The organism is Pseudomonas sp. P9_2 (genome assembly GCF_034008255.1).
GTDB lineage: Bacteria > Pseudomonadota > Gammaproteobacteria > Pseudomonadales > Pseudomonadaceae > Aquipseudomonas > Aquipseudomonas synxantha_A.
Map to the genome: position 1 here is coordinate 759,739 of NZ_CP125376.1, position 19,307 is coordinate 779,045.

Annotated in this window: 18 protein-coding genes; 13 read left to right on the forward strand and 5 right to left on the reverse strand. The window is 61.0% G+C overall.

All coding sequences use genetic code 11. The features are described 5' to 3' along the window. Positions 1 to 48 precede the first annotated feature (48 nt). The 3 genes from cysN to QMK52_RS03325 all read right to left on the reverse strand — a co-directional run bounded on the left by cysN (position 49) and on the right by QMK52_RS03325 (position 3,890). Positions 49 to 1,947: a sulfate adenylyltransferase subunit CysN gene (cysN, locus tag QMK52_RS03315; protein ID WP_194440035.1), complete on the reverse strand. Its 1,899-nt coding sequence runs from the start codon at positions 1,945 to 1,947 to the stop codon at positions 49 to 51. A gap of 9 nt (positions 1,948 to 1,956) precedes the next feature. Continuing rightward, entirely contained in the window at positions 1,957 to 2,874 is a 918-nt protein-coding gene (gene cysD / locus QMK52_RS03320; RefSeq protein WP_005784641.1) for a sulfate adenylyltransferase subunit CysD, read from the reverse strand. A gap of 257 nt (positions 2,875 to 3,131) precedes the next feature. Next, on the reverse strand, positions 3,132 to 3,890 hold the full coding sequence (locus QMK52_RS03325; RefSeq protein ID WP_005784640.1) for a Nif3-like dinuclear metal center hexameric protein: 759 nt from the start codon (positions 3,888 to 3,890) through the stop codon (positions 3,132 to 3,134). Between the two features lie 101 nt (positions 3,891 to 3,991). Here QMK52_RS03325 and algW point away from each other — a divergent pair, with 101 nt between their 5' ends. Continuing rightward, on the forward strand, positions 3,992 to 5,152 hold the full coding sequence (algW, locus tag QMK52_RS03330; RefSeq protein ID WP_005784639.1) for a Do family serine endopeptidase AlgW: 1,161 nt from the start codon (positions 3,992 to 3,994) through the stop codon (positions 5,150 to 5,152). Between the two features lie 110 nt (positions 5,153 to 5,262). Continuing rightward, entirely contained in the window at positions 5,263 to 7,356 is a 2,094-nt protein-coding gene (locus QMK52_RS03335) for a TonB-dependent siderophore receptor (RefSeq protein WP_320403808.1), read from the forward strand. A gap of 128 nt (positions 7,357 to 7,484) precedes the next feature. On the opposite strand, the gene hemH is transcribed toward QMK52_RS03335, so the two are convergent. Beyond that, positions 7,485 to 8,510 carry a ferrochelatase gene (gene hemH, locus QMK52_RS03340; protein ID WP_320403809.1) on the reverse strand — a complete coding sequence of 342 codons (1,026 nt, stop codon included), beginning with the start codon at positions 8,508 to 8,510 and terminating at the stop codon, positions 7,485 to 7,487. Between the two features lie 14 nt (positions 8,511 to 8,524). After that, positions 8,525 to 9,424, reverse strand: a complete 900-nt coding sequence (locus tag QMK52_RS03345) for a TIGR01777 family oxidoreductase (RefSeq protein WP_005784636.1) — start codon at positions 9,422 to 9,424, stop codon at positions 8,525 to 8,527. A 212-nt stretch (positions 9,425 to 9,636) separates the two neighbouring features. Here QMK52_RS03345 and QMK52_RS03350 point away from each other — a divergent pair, with 212 nt between their 5' ends. The 11 genes from QMK52_RS03350 to QMK52_RS03400 all read left to right on the forward strand — a co-directional run bounded on the left by QMK52_RS03350 (position 9,637) and on the right by QMK52_RS03400 (position 19,268). Continuing rightward, positions 9,637 to 10,623: an NAD(P)/FAD-dependent oxidoreductase gene (locus QMK52_RS03350; RefSeq protein WP_005784635.1), complete on the forward strand. Its 987-nt coding sequence runs from the start codon at positions 9,637 to 9,639 to the stop codon at positions 10,621 to 10,623. Then, positions 10,620 to 10,835: a TIGR02450 family Trp-rich protein gene (locus QMK52_RS03355; RefSeq protein ID WP_005784634.1), complete on the forward strand. Its 216-nt coding sequence runs from the start codon at positions 10,620 to 10,622 to the stop codon at positions 10,833 to 10,835. The genes QMK52_RS03350 and QMK52_RS03355 overlap by 4 nt, the downstream gene beginning before the upstream one ends. Positions 10,836 to 10,946: 111 nt before the next feature. Then, positions 10,947 to 11,906 carry a YbgA family protein gene (locus QMK52_RS03360; protein WP_005784633.1) on the forward strand — a complete coding sequence of 320 codons (960 nt, stop codon included), beginning with the start codon at positions 10,947 to 10,949 and terminating at the stop codon, positions 11,904 to 11,906. 3 nt (positions 11,907 to 11,909) lie between these two features. Next, positions 11,910 to 12,839, forward strand: coding sequence for a MerR family transcriptional regulator (locus QMK52_RS03365; RefSeq protein ID WP_320403810.1), 930 nt, complete (start codon positions 11,910 to 11,912; stop codon positions 12,837 to 12,839). Continuing rightward, on the forward strand, positions 12,840 to 14,282 hold the full coding sequence (phrB, locus tag QMK52_RS03370) for a deoxyribodipyrimidine photo-lyase (RefSeq protein ID WP_320403811.1): 1,443 nt from the start codon (positions 12,840 to 12,842) through the stop codon (positions 14,280 to 14,282). Then, positions 14,275 to 14,697: a nuclear transport factor 2 family protein gene (locus QMK52_RS03375; RefSeq protein WP_005784630.1), complete on the forward strand. Its 423-nt coding sequence runs from the start codon at positions 14,275 to 14,277 to the stop codon at positions 14,695 to 14,697. The genes phrB and QMK52_RS03375 overlap by 8 nt, the downstream gene beginning before the upstream one ends. Continuing rightward, positions 14,694 to 15,476, forward strand: a complete 783-nt coding sequence (locus QMK52_RS03380) for an SDR family NAD(P)-dependent oxidoreductase (protein ID WP_005784629.1) — start codon at positions 14,694 to 14,696, stop codon at positions 15,474 to 15,476. The genes QMK52_RS03375 and QMK52_RS03380 overlap by 4 nt, the downstream gene beginning before the upstream one ends. Next, positions 15,473 to 16,720 carry an NAD(P)/FAD-dependent oxidoreductase gene (locus QMK52_RS03385; protein WP_320403812.1) on the forward strand — a complete coding sequence of 416 codons (1,248 nt, stop codon included), beginning with the start codon at positions 15,473 to 15,475 and terminating at the stop codon, positions 16,718 to 16,720. Before QMK52_RS03380 ends, QMK52_RS03385 begins: the two co-directional genes overlap by 4 nt. After that, a complete protein-coding gene (locus tag QMK52_RS03390) occupies positions 16,717 to 17,526 on the forward strand; it encodes a DUF1365 domain-containing protein (protein ID WP_320403813.1) in 810 nt (269 codons plus the stop codon). Before QMK52_RS03385 ends, QMK52_RS03390 begins: the two co-directional genes overlap by 4 nt. Next, entirely contained in the window at positions 17,513 to 18,784 is a 1,272-nt protein-coding gene (locus tag QMK52_RS03395) for an SAM-dependent methyltransferase (RefSeq protein ID WP_194440028.1), read from the forward strand. The genes QMK52_RS03390 and QMK52_RS03395 overlap by 14 nt, the downstream gene beginning before the upstream one ends. Continuing rightward, a complete protein-coding gene (locus QMK52_RS03400) occupies positions 18,777 to 19,268 on the forward strand; it encodes a DUF2878 domain-containing protein (RefSeq protein WP_005784625.1) in 492 nt (163 codons plus the stop codon). The genes QMK52_RS03395 and QMK52_RS03400 overlap by 8 nt, the downstream gene beginning before the upstream one ends. The last annotated feature ends 39 nt before the right edge of the window (positions 19,269 to 19,307 follow it).

The following is a 19,307-nucleotide window of genomic DNA, read 5'->3' on the forward strand; positions in this document are numbered from 1 at the left end:
CCCGCCACCGATCACTCGGTGGCGGGCTTTTTTGTGCGGCAATAAAGCCTAGATCGCGCCGTGCTGACGCAACAACTCCAGCACTTGCTTGACGCTGTCTTCCAGCGACAAGGCCTGGGTATCGATCACCAGGTCGGCATTCAACGGCACGTCGTACGGGAAGGACTCGCCAGGGATGTTATCCCCACCGGCCGCGTACAAACCTTGCGGATCACGCTCGGCACATACCAGCGGCGACGCCTGCACATAGACGGTCAAGAGGCGATCACTGCCAATCAGCGCCTTGGCCTGTTCACGGCCTTCGGCATCCGGCGCGACAAAAGCCGCCAGGGTCAGCAAACCGGCTTCGTTGAACTGACGCGCCACGTGAGCCGCACGGCGCCAGTTCTCGGTGCGCCCGGCACGGTCCTGAGGCAAGCCTTTGTTCAGGTCATGCCGCAGGTTCTGGCCGTCCAGCACGAATACCGCACGCCCCATGTCGAACAGCTTGCGCTCAACCGCATAGGCCAACGTGCTCTTGCCGGCGCCCGACAAGCCGCTGAACAACACGGTGGCCGGCTGCTGGCCGAAACGCAGGGCACGTTCTTCAGTGGCCACGTGTGCCAATTTGTCGTGCTGCGCTGCACCGCCCTGGCTGGCCGGTGGCGCGATGATCATGCCCGCGGCCACGGTGCCATTGGTCAGACGGTCGATGACGATAAAGGCGCCGGTGGTGCGATTGCTGTCATAGCCATCCAACGCAATGGCGGCATCAAGGCTGACCTTGACCCGGCCAATTTCGTTGAGCTGCAGCGAACTCGCCGGGCCTTCGGCCAGGGTGTTCACGTCCACGCGATGCACGATGCTGGTGATAGAGCCCGGCACGTAGCTGGTAGCGCGCTTGATGTCGTATTTCTTGCCCGGCAGCATCGGTTCTTCAGCCATCCACACGAGCATGGCGTCGAACGCATCGGTCACTTGCGGCACATTGTCGGCATGCACCAACAGGTCGCCACGAGAGATATCGATCTCGTCTTCCATGGTCAGGGTGACGGCCTGGCCTGGGCCGGCGTGCTCCAGCTCACCTTCGAAGGTGACGATGGATTTGACCCGGCTGCGTTTGCGTGACGGCAGCACCACGACTTCGTCGCCTTTGTGCACGATGCCGCTGGCAAGAGTGCCGGCAAAACCACGGAAGTTCAGGTTCGGGCGGTTGACGTACTGCACCGGGAAACGCAGGTCGGTGTAGTTGCGGTCGTTGGCGATCTCGACGGTCTCGAGGATCTCCATCAGCGACTGGCCGGTGTACCAGGGCGAACGCTCGCTCTTGTTCACCACGTTGTCGCCCTTGAGCGCCGACATCGGCACGAAGGCCAGGGTACTTGGCTTGAACGCGATGCCTTCGGCGAACTTCAGGTAATCGGCCTTGATCGACTCGAATACGCTTTGGTCAAAGCCGTTGATGTCCATCTTGTTGACGGCCACCACGATGTGCTTGATGCCCAGCAACGAGGCGATAAAGCTGTGGCGACGGGTCTGGGTCTGCACGCCATAGCGGGCGTCGATCAGGATGATCGCCAGGTCACAGGTGGACGCACCGGTGGCCATGTTGCGGGTGTACTGCTCATGGCCCGGGGTGTCGGCGATGATGAACTTGCGCTTGGCGGTGGAGAAGTAGCGGTAGGCAACATCGATGGTGATGCCCTGCTCACGCTCGGCCTGCAGGCCGTCGACCAGCAAGGCCAGGTCGATGTCATCGCCGGTGGTGCCGGACTTCTTCGAATCGCGGGTGATGGCTTCCAGGTGATCTTCGTAGATCATCTTGGAGTCGTGCAGCAGGCGCCCGATCAGGGTGCTCTTGCCGTCGTCGACGTTGCCGCAGGTCAGGAAGCGCAACATCTCTTTGCGCTCGTGCTGGCCCAGGTAGGCGAGGATGTCCTCGCTGATCAAATCAGATTGATGCGACATGACAGCCCCTTAGAAATAGCCTTGACGTTTTTTATCTTCCATGGAGCCGGCGCCATCGTGGTCGATGACCCGGCCCTGGCGCTCGGAAGTTCGCGTCAGGAGCATTTCCTGAATGATGTCCGTCAGCGTCTCGGCTTCGGACTCCACCGCGCCCGTCAACGGGTAGCAGCCAAGGGTACGGAAACGGACCTTCTTTTTGACGATGCGGGCTTTGTCTTCGTCGGACAGGTGTTCGAGGATGCGGTCGTCGTCGATCATGATCAACGTGCCGTTCTTCTCGATCACTTCGCGCTCGGCGGCGAAGTACAGCGGCACGATCGGGATGCCTTCCAGGTAGATGTACTGCCAGATATCCAGTTCGGTCCAGTTGGACAACGGGAACACGCGGATCGACTCGCCCTTGTTGACGTTGCCGTTGTAAACGTTCCACAGCTCCGGGCGCTGGTTCTTCGGGTCCCAGCGATGCTTGCTGTCGCGGAACGAGTACACGCGCTCTTTGGCACGGGACTTCTCTTCATCGCGACGGGCGCCGCCGAACGCTGCGTCGAAACCATGCTTGTCCAGGGCTTGCTTGAGGCCCTCGGTCTTCATGATATCGGTGTGCTTGGCGCTGCCGTGGGTGAAGGGGTTGATACCCTGCGCCACACCATCCGGGTTGACGTGAGTGATCAGGTCCAGACCAAGCTCTTCGACCATTTTGTCGCGGAACTTGTACATTTCCTGGAATTTCCAGCGCGTGTCGACGTGCATCACTGGGAACGGCAGCTTGCCCGGGAAGAAAGCCTTGCGTGCCAGGTGCAACATCACGGCGGAGTCTTTACCGATCGAGTAGAGCATCACCGGGTTGTCGAACTCGGCGGCGACCTCGCGGATGATGTGGATGCTTTCCGCCTCCAGCTGTTTCAGATGCGTCAGTTTGTCGACCATGGTTACTCACGGAAAAACGATCTTATGGACGGCCAGGCGGGCCGTGTTCGAGCGGGGCATGCTAGCACAGCACCTTCTTCTATTCAGGGCGCCATCTAGATCGAAACGGTATATGAATATACCGGCCAGTTTGGCCGCAAATAGACTCAAGTGTGGGAGGGGGCTTGCTCCCTATAGCAGTGTGTCAGTTAGTACATTTCAATGATCCATCGCCATCGGGAGCAAGCCCCCTCCCACATTCAGTCGCGCTCTAAGGCTCAGATCGGGTTCGGGCAGTCGATAAATAGATGCTCCAGGGCAAAGCGTCGCGCCAGGTAATCGCCCAACGCCTGCACCCCATAGCGCTCGGTGGCGTGATGACCGGCAGCAATGAAGCTGACGTCGTTTTCACGGGCGCTGTGGAAGGTCTGCTCGGAGGCCTCACCGCTCAGGTACAGGTCGACCCCGGCGGCAATCGCCTGGTCGATATAGCCCTGACCACCTCCGGTGCACCAGCCGACGCGGCGGATCATCTGGCTGCCTTCGATCAACAGCGGTTCGCGCCCCATCGCATCCTGCACACGGCGGGCGAAATCACGCGGTGACAAGGGTTCGGCCAGCGACCCGACCAGTCCGACCACCTTGGGGTTGCTCGGGTCCAAAGGGCCTTCGACCGTGATGTCCAGTTGTTTGGCCAGCTGCGCGTTATTGCCCACCTCAGGGTGCAGGTCCAATGGCAGGTGATAGGCCAATAGGCTGATGTCGTGCTTGAGCAGGGTTTTCAGGCGGCGCTGCTTCATGCCGGTGATACACGGGCTCTCGCCCTTCCAGAAATAACCATGATGCACAAGCACCAGATCGGCCCCGGCTTCGACGGCGGCGTCCAGCAGCGCCTGGCTTGCGGTCACACCGCTGACGATGCGCATCACCTGCGGGCGGCCCTCGACCTGCAAGCCATTGGGGCAATAATCGGCAATTTTGGCACTGCCAAGGTAGCGGTCGGCTTCCTCGACGAGGGTGGTAAGGGGGACGGCCATAAAAGACTCCTAAATATCCGGTTCGCAGGCATCGCAGCCTCGTATAATGCGCGACATTATGGGCGCTCGCCCGCCCCCTGCAACCTGTCAGGACTTACTTGATGCTCAAGGCACTGCGTTTTTTTGGATGGCCATTGTTGGCTGGCGTGCTGATCGCGATGCTGATTATTCAGCGTTATCCCCAATGGGTGGGCCTGCCTACCCTGGATGTGAACCTGCAACAAGCACCGCAAACCAACACGGTGGTGCAGGGCCCGGTCACCTATGCCGACGCGGTCACCATTGCGGCCCCTGCGGTGGTCAACCTGTACACCACCAAGGTCATCAACAAACCGGCACACCCGCTGTTCGAGGACCCGCAGTTTCGCCGCTACTTCGGTGACAACGGCCCCAAGCAGCGCCGCATGGAGTCGAGCCTGGGTTCCGGGGTAATCATGAGCCCCGAAGGCTACATCCTCACCAATAATCACGTGACTACCGGCGCCGACCAGATCGTGGTCGCCCTGCGTGATGGCCGCGAAACCCTGGCCCGTGTGGTGGGCAGCGACCCGGAAACCGACCTCGCAGTACTGAAAATCGATTTGAAGAACCTGCCATCGATCACCCTCGGTCGCTCCGACGGGTTGCGCGTGGGTGACGTAGCACTGGCTATCGGCAACCCGTTCGGCGTGGGCCAGACGGTCACCATGGGCATCATCAGCGCCACCGGGCGCAACCAGTTAGGCCTTAATAGCTACGAAGATTTCATCCAGACCGACGCAGCCATCAACCCGGGTAATTCCGGCGGTGCGCTGGTGGATGCCAATGGCAACCTGACCGGCATCAACACGGCGATTTTCTCCAAGTCCGGCGGCTCCCAAGGCATCGGTTTTGCGATCCCGGTGAAGCTGGCGATGGAAGTGATGAAGTCGATCATCGAACACGGCCAGGTCATTCGCGGCTGGCTGGGCATTGAAGTGCAACCCTTGACCAAGGAACTGGCCGAGTCGTTTGGCCTGACCGGACGCCCAGGCATCGTGGTCGCCGGAATCTTCCGTGATGGCCCGGCACAGAAAGCCGGCCTGGAGTTGGGCGATGTAATCCTCAGCATCGACGGCGCTCCGGCCGGTGATGGCCGCAAGTCGATGAACCAGGTAGCGCGGATCAAGCCGACCGACAAGGTGGCGATCCTGGTCATGCGTAACGGCAAGGAGATCAAGCTCTCGGCGGAAATCGGCCTGCGTCCGCCACCGGCGACCGCACCGATAAAAGAAGAGCAGTAGCCGATACGCCCAAGTGCCCGTCCGCGGGCACTTGCAAGGCCATTTTTGCGGCGACTCATTCTCATTGGGCATGTTATATTGTTTCAATATCGCTATTGGAACGCTCTATCATGCCGTCTCGAAAGTTTGTGCCCTTGGCCGGCCTGGCCTTGGGTTTGCTGCTCGACCCTGCCTACGCCGAAGAAAACACCCTGGAACTGGACACCATCAGCGTAACCTCCGAGGCGTATGAGTCCGCCACCGGCCCGGTCCAGGGCTATCGCGCCACCCGCTCTGCCAGTGCCACCAAAACGGATACCGCCCTTCGCGACATACCGCAATCGATCAGCGTGATCCCCGCCACGGTGCTCAAGGACCTGGGCAGTACCAGCGTGGAGCGCGCCCTGGAATTTGCCGGCGGCGTATCCAAGCAAAACAACTTCGGTGGCCTGACCCTCTACGAATACAGCGTGCGCGGCTTCACTACGTCTGAGTTCTACCAGGACGGTTTCAGCGCCAACCGCGGTTACCCCAGTACCCCGGACGCGGCAAATATCGAACGCATTGAAGTTCTCAAAGGCCCCGCCGCCAGCCTGTATGGGCGTGGCGATCCTGGCGGCACGGTGAACATCGTCACCAAGAAACCCCAGCCCGAAGCGTTCACCACCTTGCAAACCAGTGCTGGTAGCTGGGACCGCTACCGCACTGCGCTGGATGTGAATACGCCGCTGGACAGCGAAGGGCGCGTCTTGTCACGGGTGAACCTGGCGGTTGAAGACAAGCACAGTTTCCGCGATCACGTGGACGCTAAACGAGTGTTCGTCGCGCCGTCGCTCAGTTGGCAGTTGACCCCGGACACCCAGTTGCTGGTCGAAAGCGAATTCGTGCGCCACAGCTCCACCTTCGACCGGGGCATCGTCGCCGATACTGGCATGTCCCATTCCACCTTTCTGGGCGAGCCCAACGACGGCAATATTCGCAACCACAACAACCGCATCCAGGCCGCGTTGGAACACCACCTCAACGACGCCTGGAAGCTGCGCCTGGCCAGCCACTACAAGCAGGGCAGCCTGTGGGGCGATGCGTCGGAAAGCCGTGCGCTGAATGGGGACGGTCACACCGTCAACCGTCGCTACCGTGAACGCTCGACCGGTTGGCATGACAGCATCACCCAGCTGGAATTGCGTGGGCTGTTCGATATCGGCAGCTGGCAGCATGAACTGCTGATCGGCACCGAATACGAGGATTACCGCAAAAAGGAGCGCGTGACAGCAATCGGCGGCGACTACCCTATCGACATCTATAAACCGGTCTATGGCCAGGCCAAACCCAATGGCGCACGCTCCGGCACCGACTTCTTCGAACAGACCAAAAGCCACGCGCTGAACCTGCAAGACCAGATCATCTTCACCGACCGCCTGCGAGGCATGATCGGTGCGCGCTTCGAGCACTTCGAACAGAGCACCGACAACTTCGCCCGCAACCACGCCAAAAACCGCCAGACCCACGACGCCCTGACCCAGCGCGCCGGCCTGCTCTATCAGCTCACACCGCAAGTCGGGGTATTTGCCAACGCATCCACCTCGTTCAAGCCGAACAGCGGCCTGGATGCCGGCGGCAAATCCTTCAAGCCAGAAGAAGGCGTGGGCTATGAGGTGGGTATCAAGAGCGAGCTGTTTGACGAGCGCCTCAGCGCGACGCTCGCGGCCTTCCATATCGAAAAGGAAAACGTGCTCACCCTGGACCCGGCAACCAACACCGACCGCGCCATTGGCAAGGCCCGTAGCCAGGGGTTTGACCTGCAGGTGACCGGGCAAGTGACCGACGCCATACGCGTGATCGGCGCCCTGGCCTATATCGACGCCGAAGTGACCAAGGGCGACAAAACCATCCCCACGGGCAGTCGCATTCTCGGGGTCGCCAAGCGCAGCGGCAGTCTGTTGGGCGTTTATGAATTCCAGGACGGGGCGTTGCGCGGTTCAGACCTGGGGGCGGCGTTTACTTATGTGGGTGACCGCTCCGGTGAGGCGGGCACAGGCTTCGAACTGCCGGCCTACCACACCGTGGATTTGCTGGCCCATTACAAGGCCACGAAGAATGTCACCGTGGGGCTGAACCTTAACAATCTGTTCGATGAGAAGTACTACGAGCGGTCCTATAGCCGCTATTGGACCAACCCTGGTGAACCGCGCAACCTCACCGTCAGCCTGACCCTCAATCTCTGACGAGCATAAAACTAAATGTGGGAGGGGGCTTGCTCCCGATAGCAGAGTATCAGGCAGTATATCTGTCACTGATCCATCGCCATCGGGAGCAAGCCCCCTCCCACATTTTGATCTTCATCCGGCCCAGGTTATAGCGTCGTCGGTGCCCGTTCGCACAGCGTATTGAGCGCCGCCGCCCATTGCGGGTCATCATTCAAGCACGGCACCAACACCAACTCCTCGCCCCCCGCCTCGCGGAACTGCTCCCGCCCGCGATCACCAATTTCTTCCAGGGTCTCGATGCAGTCGGCGACAAACGCCGGGCACATCACCAGCAGCTTCTTCACGCCCTGCTGGGCCAGCGCCTCCAGGCGGGCCTCGGTGTAGGGCTCGATCCACTTGGCCCGGCCCAGGCGCGACTGAAACGCCACCGACCACTTGCCATCGGGCAAACCGGCACGCGCGGCAAAATCCCGGGCGACGCTGAAGCATTGGGCGCGATAGCAGGTGGCGAGCACCTCTGGCGATGCGTTCTTGCAGCAGTCGGCATCCTTGAAGCAATGCCCGCCGGTAGGGTCGAGCTTTTTCAGATGGCGCTCGGGCAGGCCATGGAAACTGAGCAGCAAGTGATCGAAATCCTGCTCCAGGTAAGTGCGTGCGCTGGTTACCAGAGCATCGAGGTACTCGGGCTGGTCGTAAAAAGGCTGCAGGATCGAAAACTGGATAGCGAGTTTCTTGTCGCGCACCACGCGCCTGGCTTCTTCTATCACCGTGGTCACGGTGCTGTCGGCAAATTGCGGATACAGCGGCGCCAGTGTCACCTTGCCGATACCCTGGGCGGCCAGCCGTGTCAGGGCGGTTTCCAGCGACGGCTCGCCATAACGCATTGCCAGTTCCACAGGGCCCTGGGTCCACTGCGCAGTCATCTGCTGTTGCAGACGACGGCTCAAGACCACCAACGGCGAGCCCTCATCCCACCAGATCGACGCATAAGCATGGGCAGACTGCTCCGGGCGCTTGATCAGGATCAGCGACACCAGCAAACGCCGCACCGGCCATGGCAGGTCGATCACATAAGGGTCCATCAGGAACTGATTGAGGTAGCTGCGCACATCGGCCACCGAAGTGGACTTTGGCGAACCCAGGTTGACCAGTAACAACGCGTGATCGGTCATGCAACATCCTATCTTTAGAGGCGGCTGGACAGGTCGTCCAGAGCCGCACGCAACTCAGTGAACTGGAAAGTGAAACCCGCCGCCAGCAGCCGTTCAGGCAAGGCCTTCTGCCCGCCCAGCAACAAACCAGACAATTCGCCTAACCCAACCTTCAGTGCAAACGCCGGCATCGGCATGAACGCCGGGCGGTGCAAAACCTGGCCGAGGGTCTTGGCAAACTCGCGATTACGCACCGGGTGTGGCGCGCAGGCATTATAAGGACCGCTGGCGTCAGTCTTGTGCAGAAGAAAATCAATCAGGGCGATTTGATCCTTGATATGCACCCATGGCATCCACTGCCGACCATTACCGATCGGCCCGCCCAGCGCCAGTTTGAAGGGCAGCAACAGGCGCGACAAAAAGCCGCCCTGCGCCGACAGCACCAGGCCGGTGCGCACCAGCACCACGCGAACGCCCAGGGCGTCGGCACGTTGGGCGGTTTCTTCCCAGGCAATACACAACTGGCTGGGGAAATCGTCCAGCACCGGCCCGCTGGCTTCGGTCAATTCGCGCTCGCCGCCGTCGCCATACCAGCCCACGGCGGAGCCGGAGATCAGTACCGCCGGTTTCTGCTCCAGGCTGTCGATCCAGGCCAGCAGGGTTTCGGTGAGACTGATTCGACTGCTCCACAGCAATGCCTTGCGCTTGTGGGTCCAGGGCCGGTCAGCGATGGGGGCACCCGCCAGGTTGACCACCGCGTCCACCGCGCCAATCACCTCTTGCAGGCGAGCCACCCCAAGCACCTGTGCGCCGCAGAGCCTGGCGACCGTTTCCGGTTGCCGGCTCCACACCGTCAGGCGATGACCCTGGGCGAGCCAGTGTTGGCAAAGTTGACGACCAATCAGGCCGGTACCGCCGGTCAGCAAAATATGCATGGGACTCTCCTCATGTAACGTTCGCCGCCACTCACTGGTCTATTTTATAAGCAGGGATCAATTTGATAATCGAGCGTGACGCGCGTTCAAGCCTGAGCTTAACCATAGGTCACGCCACACAATCAGGCACGCCAAAACTTATACCAAAAAACAATATTGTACAGCTATTGGTGTCGGCGTAGTCTGTACCCAACGGTAAAACGAGGCCTCCCATGACTGTCCCCATCGCGATCATCGGCACCGGCATAGCCGGTCTCTCCGCCGCCCGAGCGTTAAAAGACGCGGGCCACACCGTACAACTCTTCGATAAAAGCCGCGGCAGCGGTGGCCGCATGTCCAGCAAGCGCAGCGATGCCGGCGCGCTGGACATGGGCGCGCAATACTTCACCGCCCGCGACCGGCGCTTCGTCAACGAAGTGCAGCGCTGGCAAAGCAATGGCTGGGCCGAACAGTGGAAGCCCCAGCTGTACAACTTCAAGTCCGGCCAACTGACGCCTTCCCCCGATGAACAGATCCGCTGGGTCGGTACACCGCGCATGAGCGCCATCACCCGCGCCCTGCTCGATGACCTGCCGGTGGAGTTCGGTTGCCGCATCACCGAGGTGTTCCAGGGCACACAGCACTGGAACCTGCTCGACGCCGACGGTGAGAGTCACGGCCCCTTCAGCCATGTGATCATCGCCACACCGGCCCCTCAGGCCACTGCCCTGCTGGCCGCTGCCCCCAAGCTGGCAAGTGCCGCCGCCGGGGTGAAAATGGACCCGACCTGGGCCATTGCGCTGGCCTTCGACAAGCCCCTGGATACACCGATGGAGGGCTGCTTCGTGCAAGACAGCCCCCTTGACTGGTTGGCGCGCAACCGCAGCAAACCGGGGCGCGACACCACCCTCGACACCTGGGTGCTGCACGCCACCAGCGCCTGGAGCAAGGCGCACCTGGACCTGTCCAAGGAAGCGGTAATCGAGCACTTGCACGGCGCCTTCGCCGAACTGCTGCACAGCGCCATGCCCGCGCCGTCATTCAGCCTGGCGCACCGCTGGCTCTACGCTCGCCCGTCGGGCAGCCATGAGTTCGGCGTACTGGCCGATGCCGACCTGGGCCTTTTCGTCTGCGGCGACTGGTGCCTTTCGGGCCGGGTAGAAGGCGCCTGGCTCAGTGGCCAGGAAGCGGCGCGACGCTTGATCGCACACCTGCAATGAACCGCCTCAACCCCAGCAAGCTGCTGCTGTCGAAATGGACGGCAGCACAGCCACGCAACAAGGAAAAACACTTTCTGGTCACCGAATTGTTTCGTGATGACGAAGGCACGGTGCTGGAAATCGAGTTGCAAGCGGTGCTGACTCACCGTGCCGAACGCCTGCCATGGCAGACCCTGCAAAACGCCGAGTGCTGGAAAATCGGCTGGAAGTAACGCTGCAAAAAACCTATACAAACTATTTGACTTGTACAACATCGAATCTATGATGAGACGTAGTTGTACAAACTTTATAAGTTGTACAGGATTATTGCAGAGGTTTTGGGTATGTCGAGTAGTACAAAACCGAAGATCGCCATCAGCGCCTGCCTCCTTGGCGAGAACGTGCGCTTTAACGGTGGGCATAAACAGTCGCTGCTGTGCACCCAGACACTCAGCGACTACTTCGACTTCGTGCCGTTGTGCCCGGAAGTTGCCATCGGGATGGGCATCCCCCGCGAGCCAATCCGGCTGGTAGGCGACCCTGCGCAGCCGCAAGCCGTTGGCACGGTAAACCGTGAACTCAACGTCACGCAGCCACTGCACGACTACGGCCAGCAAATGGCCCAGGCACACACCGACCTGTGCGGTTATATCTTCATGCAGAAGTCGCCATCGTGCGGCCTGGAGCGGGTCAAGGTGTACCGCGCCAACGGCACGCCCGTTGACGGTGGCGGCCGCGGCATTTACGCCCAGGCGTTTTGTGCGCGCCACCCTAACCTGCCGGTAGAAGAAGACGGCCGGCTGAACGACCCTGTGTTGCGGGAAAATTTCCTGACCCGCGTATTCGTGTATGCCAGCTGGCAACAACTGCTGGCCGAGGGGCTCACCCGCCACGGCTTGCTGACGTTTCACTCGCGCTACAAGTACCTGCTGATGGCCCACAGCCCGGCGCATTACAAAAGCCTGGGCCATTTGCTCGGCAGCATGGGCAAGGACGTCGATCTCCAGGCTCTGGCCCACGGCTACTTCGGCGAGCTGATGACGGGCCTGAAAAAGTGCGCCACCCGCGGCACACACAGCAATGTGCTGCAACACATCAGCGGCTACCTCAAGCAGGTCATCAGCGCCGATGACAAACAGGAAATGCAAACCGTGATCGGCCAGTACCGTCAAGGCATCGTGCCGCTGGTAGTGCCACTCACCCTGCTCAAGCATCACTTTCGCCAACACCCGGACCGTTACATCGCGCAGCAGGCCTACCTGCAACCGCACCCGGAAAACCTCAGCCTGCGTAATGCGATATAACCCATGAAAGCTGCCCTGCTTGACGAACCCGGCGAAGACATTGCCCTGGCCCTTGAAAACGGCTGGTTGCCAATCCGCGAAGTGGCGCGCCAGACCGGCGTCAACGCCGTGACCCTGCGCGCCTGGGAGCGCCGCTACGGCCTCATCGTGCCCCAGCGCACGCCCAAGGGGCACCGGCTGTTCAGTGCCGAACACGTACAACGCATTCACGCCATCCTCACCTGGCTCAATCGAGGCGTGCCGGTCAGTCAGGTCAAAGGCTTGATCGACTCAGCCCACGCCCGCCTCGAGCCCATGGAAAACGAGTGGCACGCCCTGCGCCAGCATTTGGTGGATGCCATCAGCGAACTGGCCGAACGCCGGGTCGATGACGCCTTCAACCAGGCCATGGCGCTCTACCCGCCACGCACCTTGTGCGAGCAATTGATGCTGCCGTTGCTCAAGGAGCTGGAACAAAGATGGCAGGGTCAGTTCGGCGCGCAGATGGAGCGGGTGTTTTTCCTGTCGTGGCTGCGCAGCAAGTTCGGCGCGCGGATTTATCACAACAATCGCCAACTCCACGGCGCGCCGCTGCTGCTGGTCAACCATTCCGACTTACCGCTGGAACCGCACCTGTGGCTCAGTGCCTGGCTGGCCAGCAGCGCCGACTGCCCGGTGGAAGTATTCGACTGGCCGCTGCCTGCCGGCGAACTGGCCCTGGCGGTGGAACACATGCAACCACGCGCCGTGCTGTTGTATTCGAGCAAGACCCTCCATTTGTCGACACTGACAAAACTATTGGCCGGCGTCAGTTGCCCAATAGTGATTGCCGGCCCGACGGTGCGCATTCACAACGCCGAGTTGTCCGTACTCACCCGCGACATCCCTGAATTGTTCATGGCCCAAGACCCGTTATCGGCCCACCAATTATTGATCCAGCGTGGAATCGTCTAAATGCATCTGATCTGGCTGCGCACCGACTTGCGCCTGCACGACAACACGGCCCTTGCTGCTGCATGCCAGCGTGGCCCCGTCGCGGCCATTTACCTGATCACTCCCGAGCAGTGGCTGGCCCACGATGACGCGCCGTGCAAAATCGATTTCTGGCTGCGCAACCTGCAGCACTTGAGTCAGGCGCTGGGCGAACTGAACATCCCTTTATTGATCCGCTACGCCGCGACCTGGGACCAGGCGCCTACTGCACTGAGCGAACTGTGCCGGGAATTGTCGGTGGAGTCTGTGCACGTCAACGAGGAATACGGCATCCACGAGAGCCAGCGTGATGCTGCCGTGGCACAGACGCTGCAAACGCAGGGAATCACGTTTCACAGCTACCTGGACCAACTGTTTTTCCAACCCGGTAGCGTACTGACCAAGACCGGCACCTATTTCCAGGTGTTCAGCCAGTTTCGCAAGGTTTGCTACAACCGCCTGCACAGCGCCCTGCCGCGCCAGGTGGCAACGCCGAAAACTCAGGCCAGGCTCGACGTGAAAAGCGATCCGGTGCCGACCACGGTCGACGGTTTCGAGTCGCCCAGCGAAACTTTGCGCGCCCTGTGGCCAGCCGGTGAAGACGAGGCGCGCCGCCGCCTCGACGCCTTCACCGACGAGCAGATCAGCTATTACAAGGACGAGCGCGACTTCCCGGCCAAACCCGGTACCAGCCAGCTTTCGGCCTACCTCGCCGCCGGTGTGGTTTCGCCGCGCCAGTGCTTGCACGCTGCGCTGCAAACCAATCAGGGCGAGTTCGAAAGCGGCGACATCGGCGCCATCACCTGGATCAACGAGCTGCTATGGCGCGAGTTCTATAAACACATCCTGGTCGGCTACCCACGGGTGTCCCGCCACCGCGCCTTTCGCCCGGAAACCGAAGCGCTGGCCTGGCGCAATGCCCCCGAAGACCTCGCGGCCTGGCAACAGGCGCGCACGGGTTTGCCGATCATCGACGCGGCCATGCGCCAATTGCTGGAAACCGGCTGGATGCACAACCGCCTGCGCATGGTGGTAGCGATGTTCCTGACCAAGAACCTGCTGATCGACTGGCGCGAAGGCGAGCGCTTTTTTATGCGCCACCTGATCGACGGCGACCTGGCGGCCAATAATGGCGGTTGGCAGTGGAGCTCATCGACCGGTACCGACTCGGCACCGTATTTCCGAATTTTCAGCCCCTTGAGCCAATCGGAGAAATTCGACGCCGACGGTATTTTCATCAAGCGCTGGCTGCCGGAACTGGCCACGCTGAATAAAAAAGAAGTGCATAACCCGGCAGCGGCTGGCGGTTTGTTTGGCGTGGCGGATTACCCCCGCGCCATCGTCGACCTCAAAGCCTCTCGGGAACGCGCACTGGCTGCCTTTCGCCGCCTGCCTTCACGTCAGGAGATGGCCGATCATGAATGACTTCCTGCGCCGCTTCGCCGAAGCCTTCGCTACGCTGGACAAGCACAACCTGCACCTGCTTGGCCGTTTGTACAGTGATGACATTGTATTTGCCGACCCGCTGCATGAAGTCCATGGGTTGCCCGAACTGCAGCGTTATTTCGCGCAGCTGTACAGCAACGTCAACCAACTGGATTTCGAGTTTCAGGGTTTCGACCAGACGGCCGAAGGCGAAGGCTACCTGCGCTGGACCATGATTTTTTGTCACCCGCGCCTGGCCGCAGGCAAGATGATCCGGGTACAAGGCTGTTCCCACTTGATGTGGCGCGACAAGGTCTACCAGCATCGCGATTACTTCGATGCCGGCGCACTGCTTTATGAACATGTGCCGATTCTCGGCGGCGTCATCAGTTGGCTGAAAAGGAGAATGGGATGAGCCTTGCATCGCCCCGCCGTTATTGGCTGACCGGCGCCAGCAGTGGCATCGGCGCCGCATTGGCCGTAGAACTGCTCAACAGTGGCGCCCATGTGGCCCTCAGTTCCCGCACCAAAGGCCCGCTGGAAGCACTCGCCCATCGCTATCCAGGGCAAGTGCTGGTGGTGGCCGGCGACCTGACCAACAGCCAGACTGTGCGCGAGATCGGTGAACACATCACTCAAGTCTGGGGCGCACTGGACACGGTGCTCCTCAATGCCGGCACCTGTGAATATGTCGACGCCCGGCAATTTGACGCTTCGATCATCGAACATGTGGTGCGTACCAATCTGTTGGCCAGCAGTTACTGCATCGAGGCCGCGCTGCCGCTGTTGCGCGCCGGGCGTAACCCGCACCTGGTGGGCGTGGCCAGCGCCGTGACTTACCTGCCGATGCCACGCGCCGAAGCCTATGGCGCATCCAAGGCCGGCCTGCGTTACCTGTTCGAATCCCTGCGCATCAGCCTGTCGCCGGAAAACATCGACGTCACCGTGATCAGCCCAGGCTTTGTCGACACACCGCTGACCGAACGCAATGACTTCCCGATGCCCCTGAGCTGGTCCGCCGACAAGGCGGCGCGGCACATCTTTGCAAAACTGGAAAAACGCCCGCTGGAGATTGCCTTCCCGGCCATGTTCATTGCCACCCTGTGGCCGCTGTCGAAGCTGCCCAACCGCGCGCAATTGATCATCGGCAAGCGCATGTTGCGCAGCCCGCCACCGAAAAAGGATGATCTGTGAAGATCGCCATTGTCGGCAGCGGTATCGCCGGGCTGACCAGCGCCTACCTGCTCAGCCGCCGCCACGACATCACGGTGTTCGAAGCGGGCGACCGCATCGGCGGGCACACGCACACAGTCCACGTTACCGTAGAGGGCGAACGCTATGCCGTGGACACCGGCTTTATTGTGTTCAACGACTGGACCTACCCCAACTTCATCCAATTGCTGGGCCAGATCGGCGTGACGTTCAAACCCACCGAAATGAGCTTTTCGGTGTGCGACCAAAGCAGCGGGTTCGAGTACAACGGCAACAACCTCAACAGCTTGTTTGCCCAACGCCGCAATATTCTGTCGCCCGGGTTCTGGGGCATGTTGCGCGATATCCTGCGCTTCAACCGCCAGGCGCCTTTGGACCTGCAAGAGCAGCGTATCAGTGCCGAGATGACCCTCGGTGACTACCTCGCAGCCGGCGGTTACGGCCAAAGGTTTATCCGCCACTACATTGTGCCGATGGGGGCTGCGATATGGTCAATGTCCCTTTCGGACATGCTCGGTTTCCCGCTGCAATTCTTCGTGCGCTTCTTCAAGAACCACGGCTTGCTATCGATCAACAACCGGCCGCAATGGTGCGTGATCGAAGGCGGTTCAAGCGGCTACATCGAACCGCTGACCCGCAGTTTTCGCGAGCGTGTGCGCCTCGGCTGCCCTGTGCATAAAGTGCAACGCATCGACGGTGGGGTGGTTATCCACAGCCCGGACGGCAGCGAAACCTTCGACCGGGTGGTATTGGCCTGCCACAGTGATCAGGCCCTGGCCTTGCTTGAAGACCCGAGCCAGGCCGAACAAGAGATCCTCGGCGCCCTACCCTACGCCGACAACGACGTAGTGCTGCACACTGACACGCGCTTGCTGCCTGACCGCAAGCTGGCCTGGGCCAGTTGGAATTACCGGCTGACCGGCCACTCGCAGAATCAGGCCGCCGTCACCTACGACATGAACATCCTGCAGGGCATCGACAGCGACACTACCTTTTGCGTCAGCCTCAACCAGACGCAAATGATCAACCCGCTGAAGATCCTCGCGCGCTACACCTACGCCCATCCGCAGTACAGCCTGGCTGCCGTGGCCGCTCAAGCACGCTGGGAAGAATTGCACGGTACCCGCAACACCTTTTATTGCGGCGCGTACTGGGCCAACGGCTTCCACGAGGACGGCGTGGTCAGCGCCCTGCGCGTGGCCCAGGCGTTCGGGGAAAGCCTGTGAACAGCGCCCTGTACAGCGGCTGGATCGCCCATCGCCGGTTTACGCCCAGGGCCCACGCCTTTCGCTACCGCATCGGCCTGCTGTATCTGGACCTCAGCGAACAGGATGCAGTGCTCGGGCTTTCACCTCTGGCCGGCACTGGTCGCCTGGCGCCTTTCGGCTTTCGCCAGCAGGATTACCTGCGTGAACTCACGCGCCACGGCATGAGCTTGAGCGATGCGGTGCGCCATGAAGTCGGCAAAGCTCTGGGGCGTACACCCCAGGGCGCTATCTGCCTGCTGACCCAGGCCCGCAGTTGGGGCCTGGCGTTTAACCCGGTGAGTTTCTTCTACTGCTTCGAGGCCGACGGGCAGTTGGCCGCGATCCTGTGTGAAGTAACCAACACGCCATGGCGCGAGCGTTATCACTACGTGCTGCCGGCCCAGCCCCTCGACGCCGATAAGCATCAGCACTTCGCCGTGGCCAAGGCGTTCCATGTGTCGCCCTTCTTACCGCGCGACCTGGAATACCGCATGAGTTTCAGCCCGCCATCTGCCCGGCTCGGCGTGCACATGGCCGACTGGCAGGGCACGCAAAAGGTTTTCGACGCCACCTTGAGCCTGGAAAAACATTCACTCAGCCGCGCAAGCCTGCATCGCTATTTGTGGCGCTTCCCTTGGATGACCGCCAAGACCTGCCTGGCAATCTACTGGCAAGCCTTGCGCCTGCTGCTCAAGCGCACACCGATTTTTTCCCACCGGGCCGCCGATGGCGCCTCTCGCACCGCCGTCGGGTACACCAAGGATCGCCGCCATGAAATCCCCTAGCTTATCGGTCAAGGCTAACCGCCTGAACGTCAATGGCATGACCGCTGCGCTGTTGCGCAAGGCGGTGCTGCGCCAGCTCAGCCAACTGCGTCACGGCCAGTTGGTGGTGATCGAAGACGGCGAGCGACAAGTGTTCGGCGCACGGGAAGCGCACCTGTTAGGCGAAATTCAGATTCTCGACTCGGCGGTATGGGGCCTGGTAGCCGCCAATGGCTCGATCGGCGCCGGCGAGGCGTTTATCCATGGTTACTGGACCAGTCCCGACCTCACCGCCGTGGTCCGGGTGATGGCCAGCAACCTGGACGTACTCGACGCCATGGAAGGTGGCCTGGCACGCATGGCCCGCCCGTTCACCCAAGGCCTGCACTGGCTCAACCGCAACACACGCAAGGGCTCGCAGAAAAACATCGCCGCCCATTACGACCTGGGCAACGACCTGTTCGAAGAGTTTCTCGACCCGACCATGATGTACTCGGCGGGGCAGTTTTTGACACCCGATGACAGCCTGGAACAAGCGCAACTGAACAAGCTGGAGCGCATCTGCCAGAAACTGGCGCTCAAGCCCAGCGACCATCTGCTGGAAATCGGCACCGGCTGGGGCAGCATGGCGTTGTATGCGGCGCAGCATTACGGCTGCAAGGTCACCACCACGACCCTGTCCAAGGAACAATTCGCCTACACCGAAAAACGCATTCATACGCAGGGCCTGCAAGATCAAGTGACCTTGCTGCTCAGCGATTACCGCGACCTCACTGGCGAGTATGACAAGCTGGTGTCGATCGAGATGATCGAAGCGGTGGGGCATCGGTTCCTGCCGACCTATTTCAAACAATGTGCGCACTTGCTCAAGCCCAACGGCCTGATGCTGCTGCAAGCCATCACCATTCGCGAACAGCGCTTTGAACAGGCCAAGCGCAGCGTCGACTTCATCCAGCGCTACATTTTCCCCGGTGGCGCCCTGCCCTGTGTCCAGAACATGCTGCACATCGTCAGCCGCGACACCGACATGAACCTGCTGCACATGGAGGACTTCGGCCTGCACTACGCCCGTACCCTGCGCCTGTGGCATGAAAACTTCCGCCGCGCCCATGGCCGTCTCATGGAACTGGGCTACGACGAGTATTTCCTGCGTTTGTGGGAGTTCTACCTGTGCTATTGCGAAGGCGGGTTTATGGAACGCACCATCGGTACCGCACAACTGCTGCTGGCCAAACCCGCGGCGATCAACCCGCCATTGCTTGGGCGCTTCAGTGCTTAAAACCCTGGCCAATGCCGTGCTGTTCCAATGCGGCTGGTTTGCCTGCGTACTCGGCGGCGACAGCCCATGGCTGCTGGCGGGGCTGGCGGTATTGAGCGTGCACCTGCTGTGGATAAGTTCGCTGGCGGATGACGGCCTGCTCGTGCTCAACGTGACACTGGCAGGCACACTGCTGGACACGCTGTTGCGCACCCTGGGCGTTTTCCACTTCAGCGAGCCCGGGCCGTTGATTCCATTCTGGTTGATCGTACTGTGGGCGCTGCTGGCCACGACCCTGCGCCATTGCCTGGCCTGGAGTGCACGGCCCTGGTGGCTGGCCGGCCTGTTGGGCGCAGTGGGTGGGCCTTTGTCTTATTACGCCGGCAGCCAATTGGCCGGCGTGGGTTTTGGCTACGGCACGGCAGCGACTCTGATCGGCCTGGCGCTGTTATGGGCCATGCTGTTCCCCTTGCTGCACGGGCTCGCGCGCAAGCTCGAACACTGACGCTTGTCCGAGCATTCATACACGTTTAACGCACTTGCC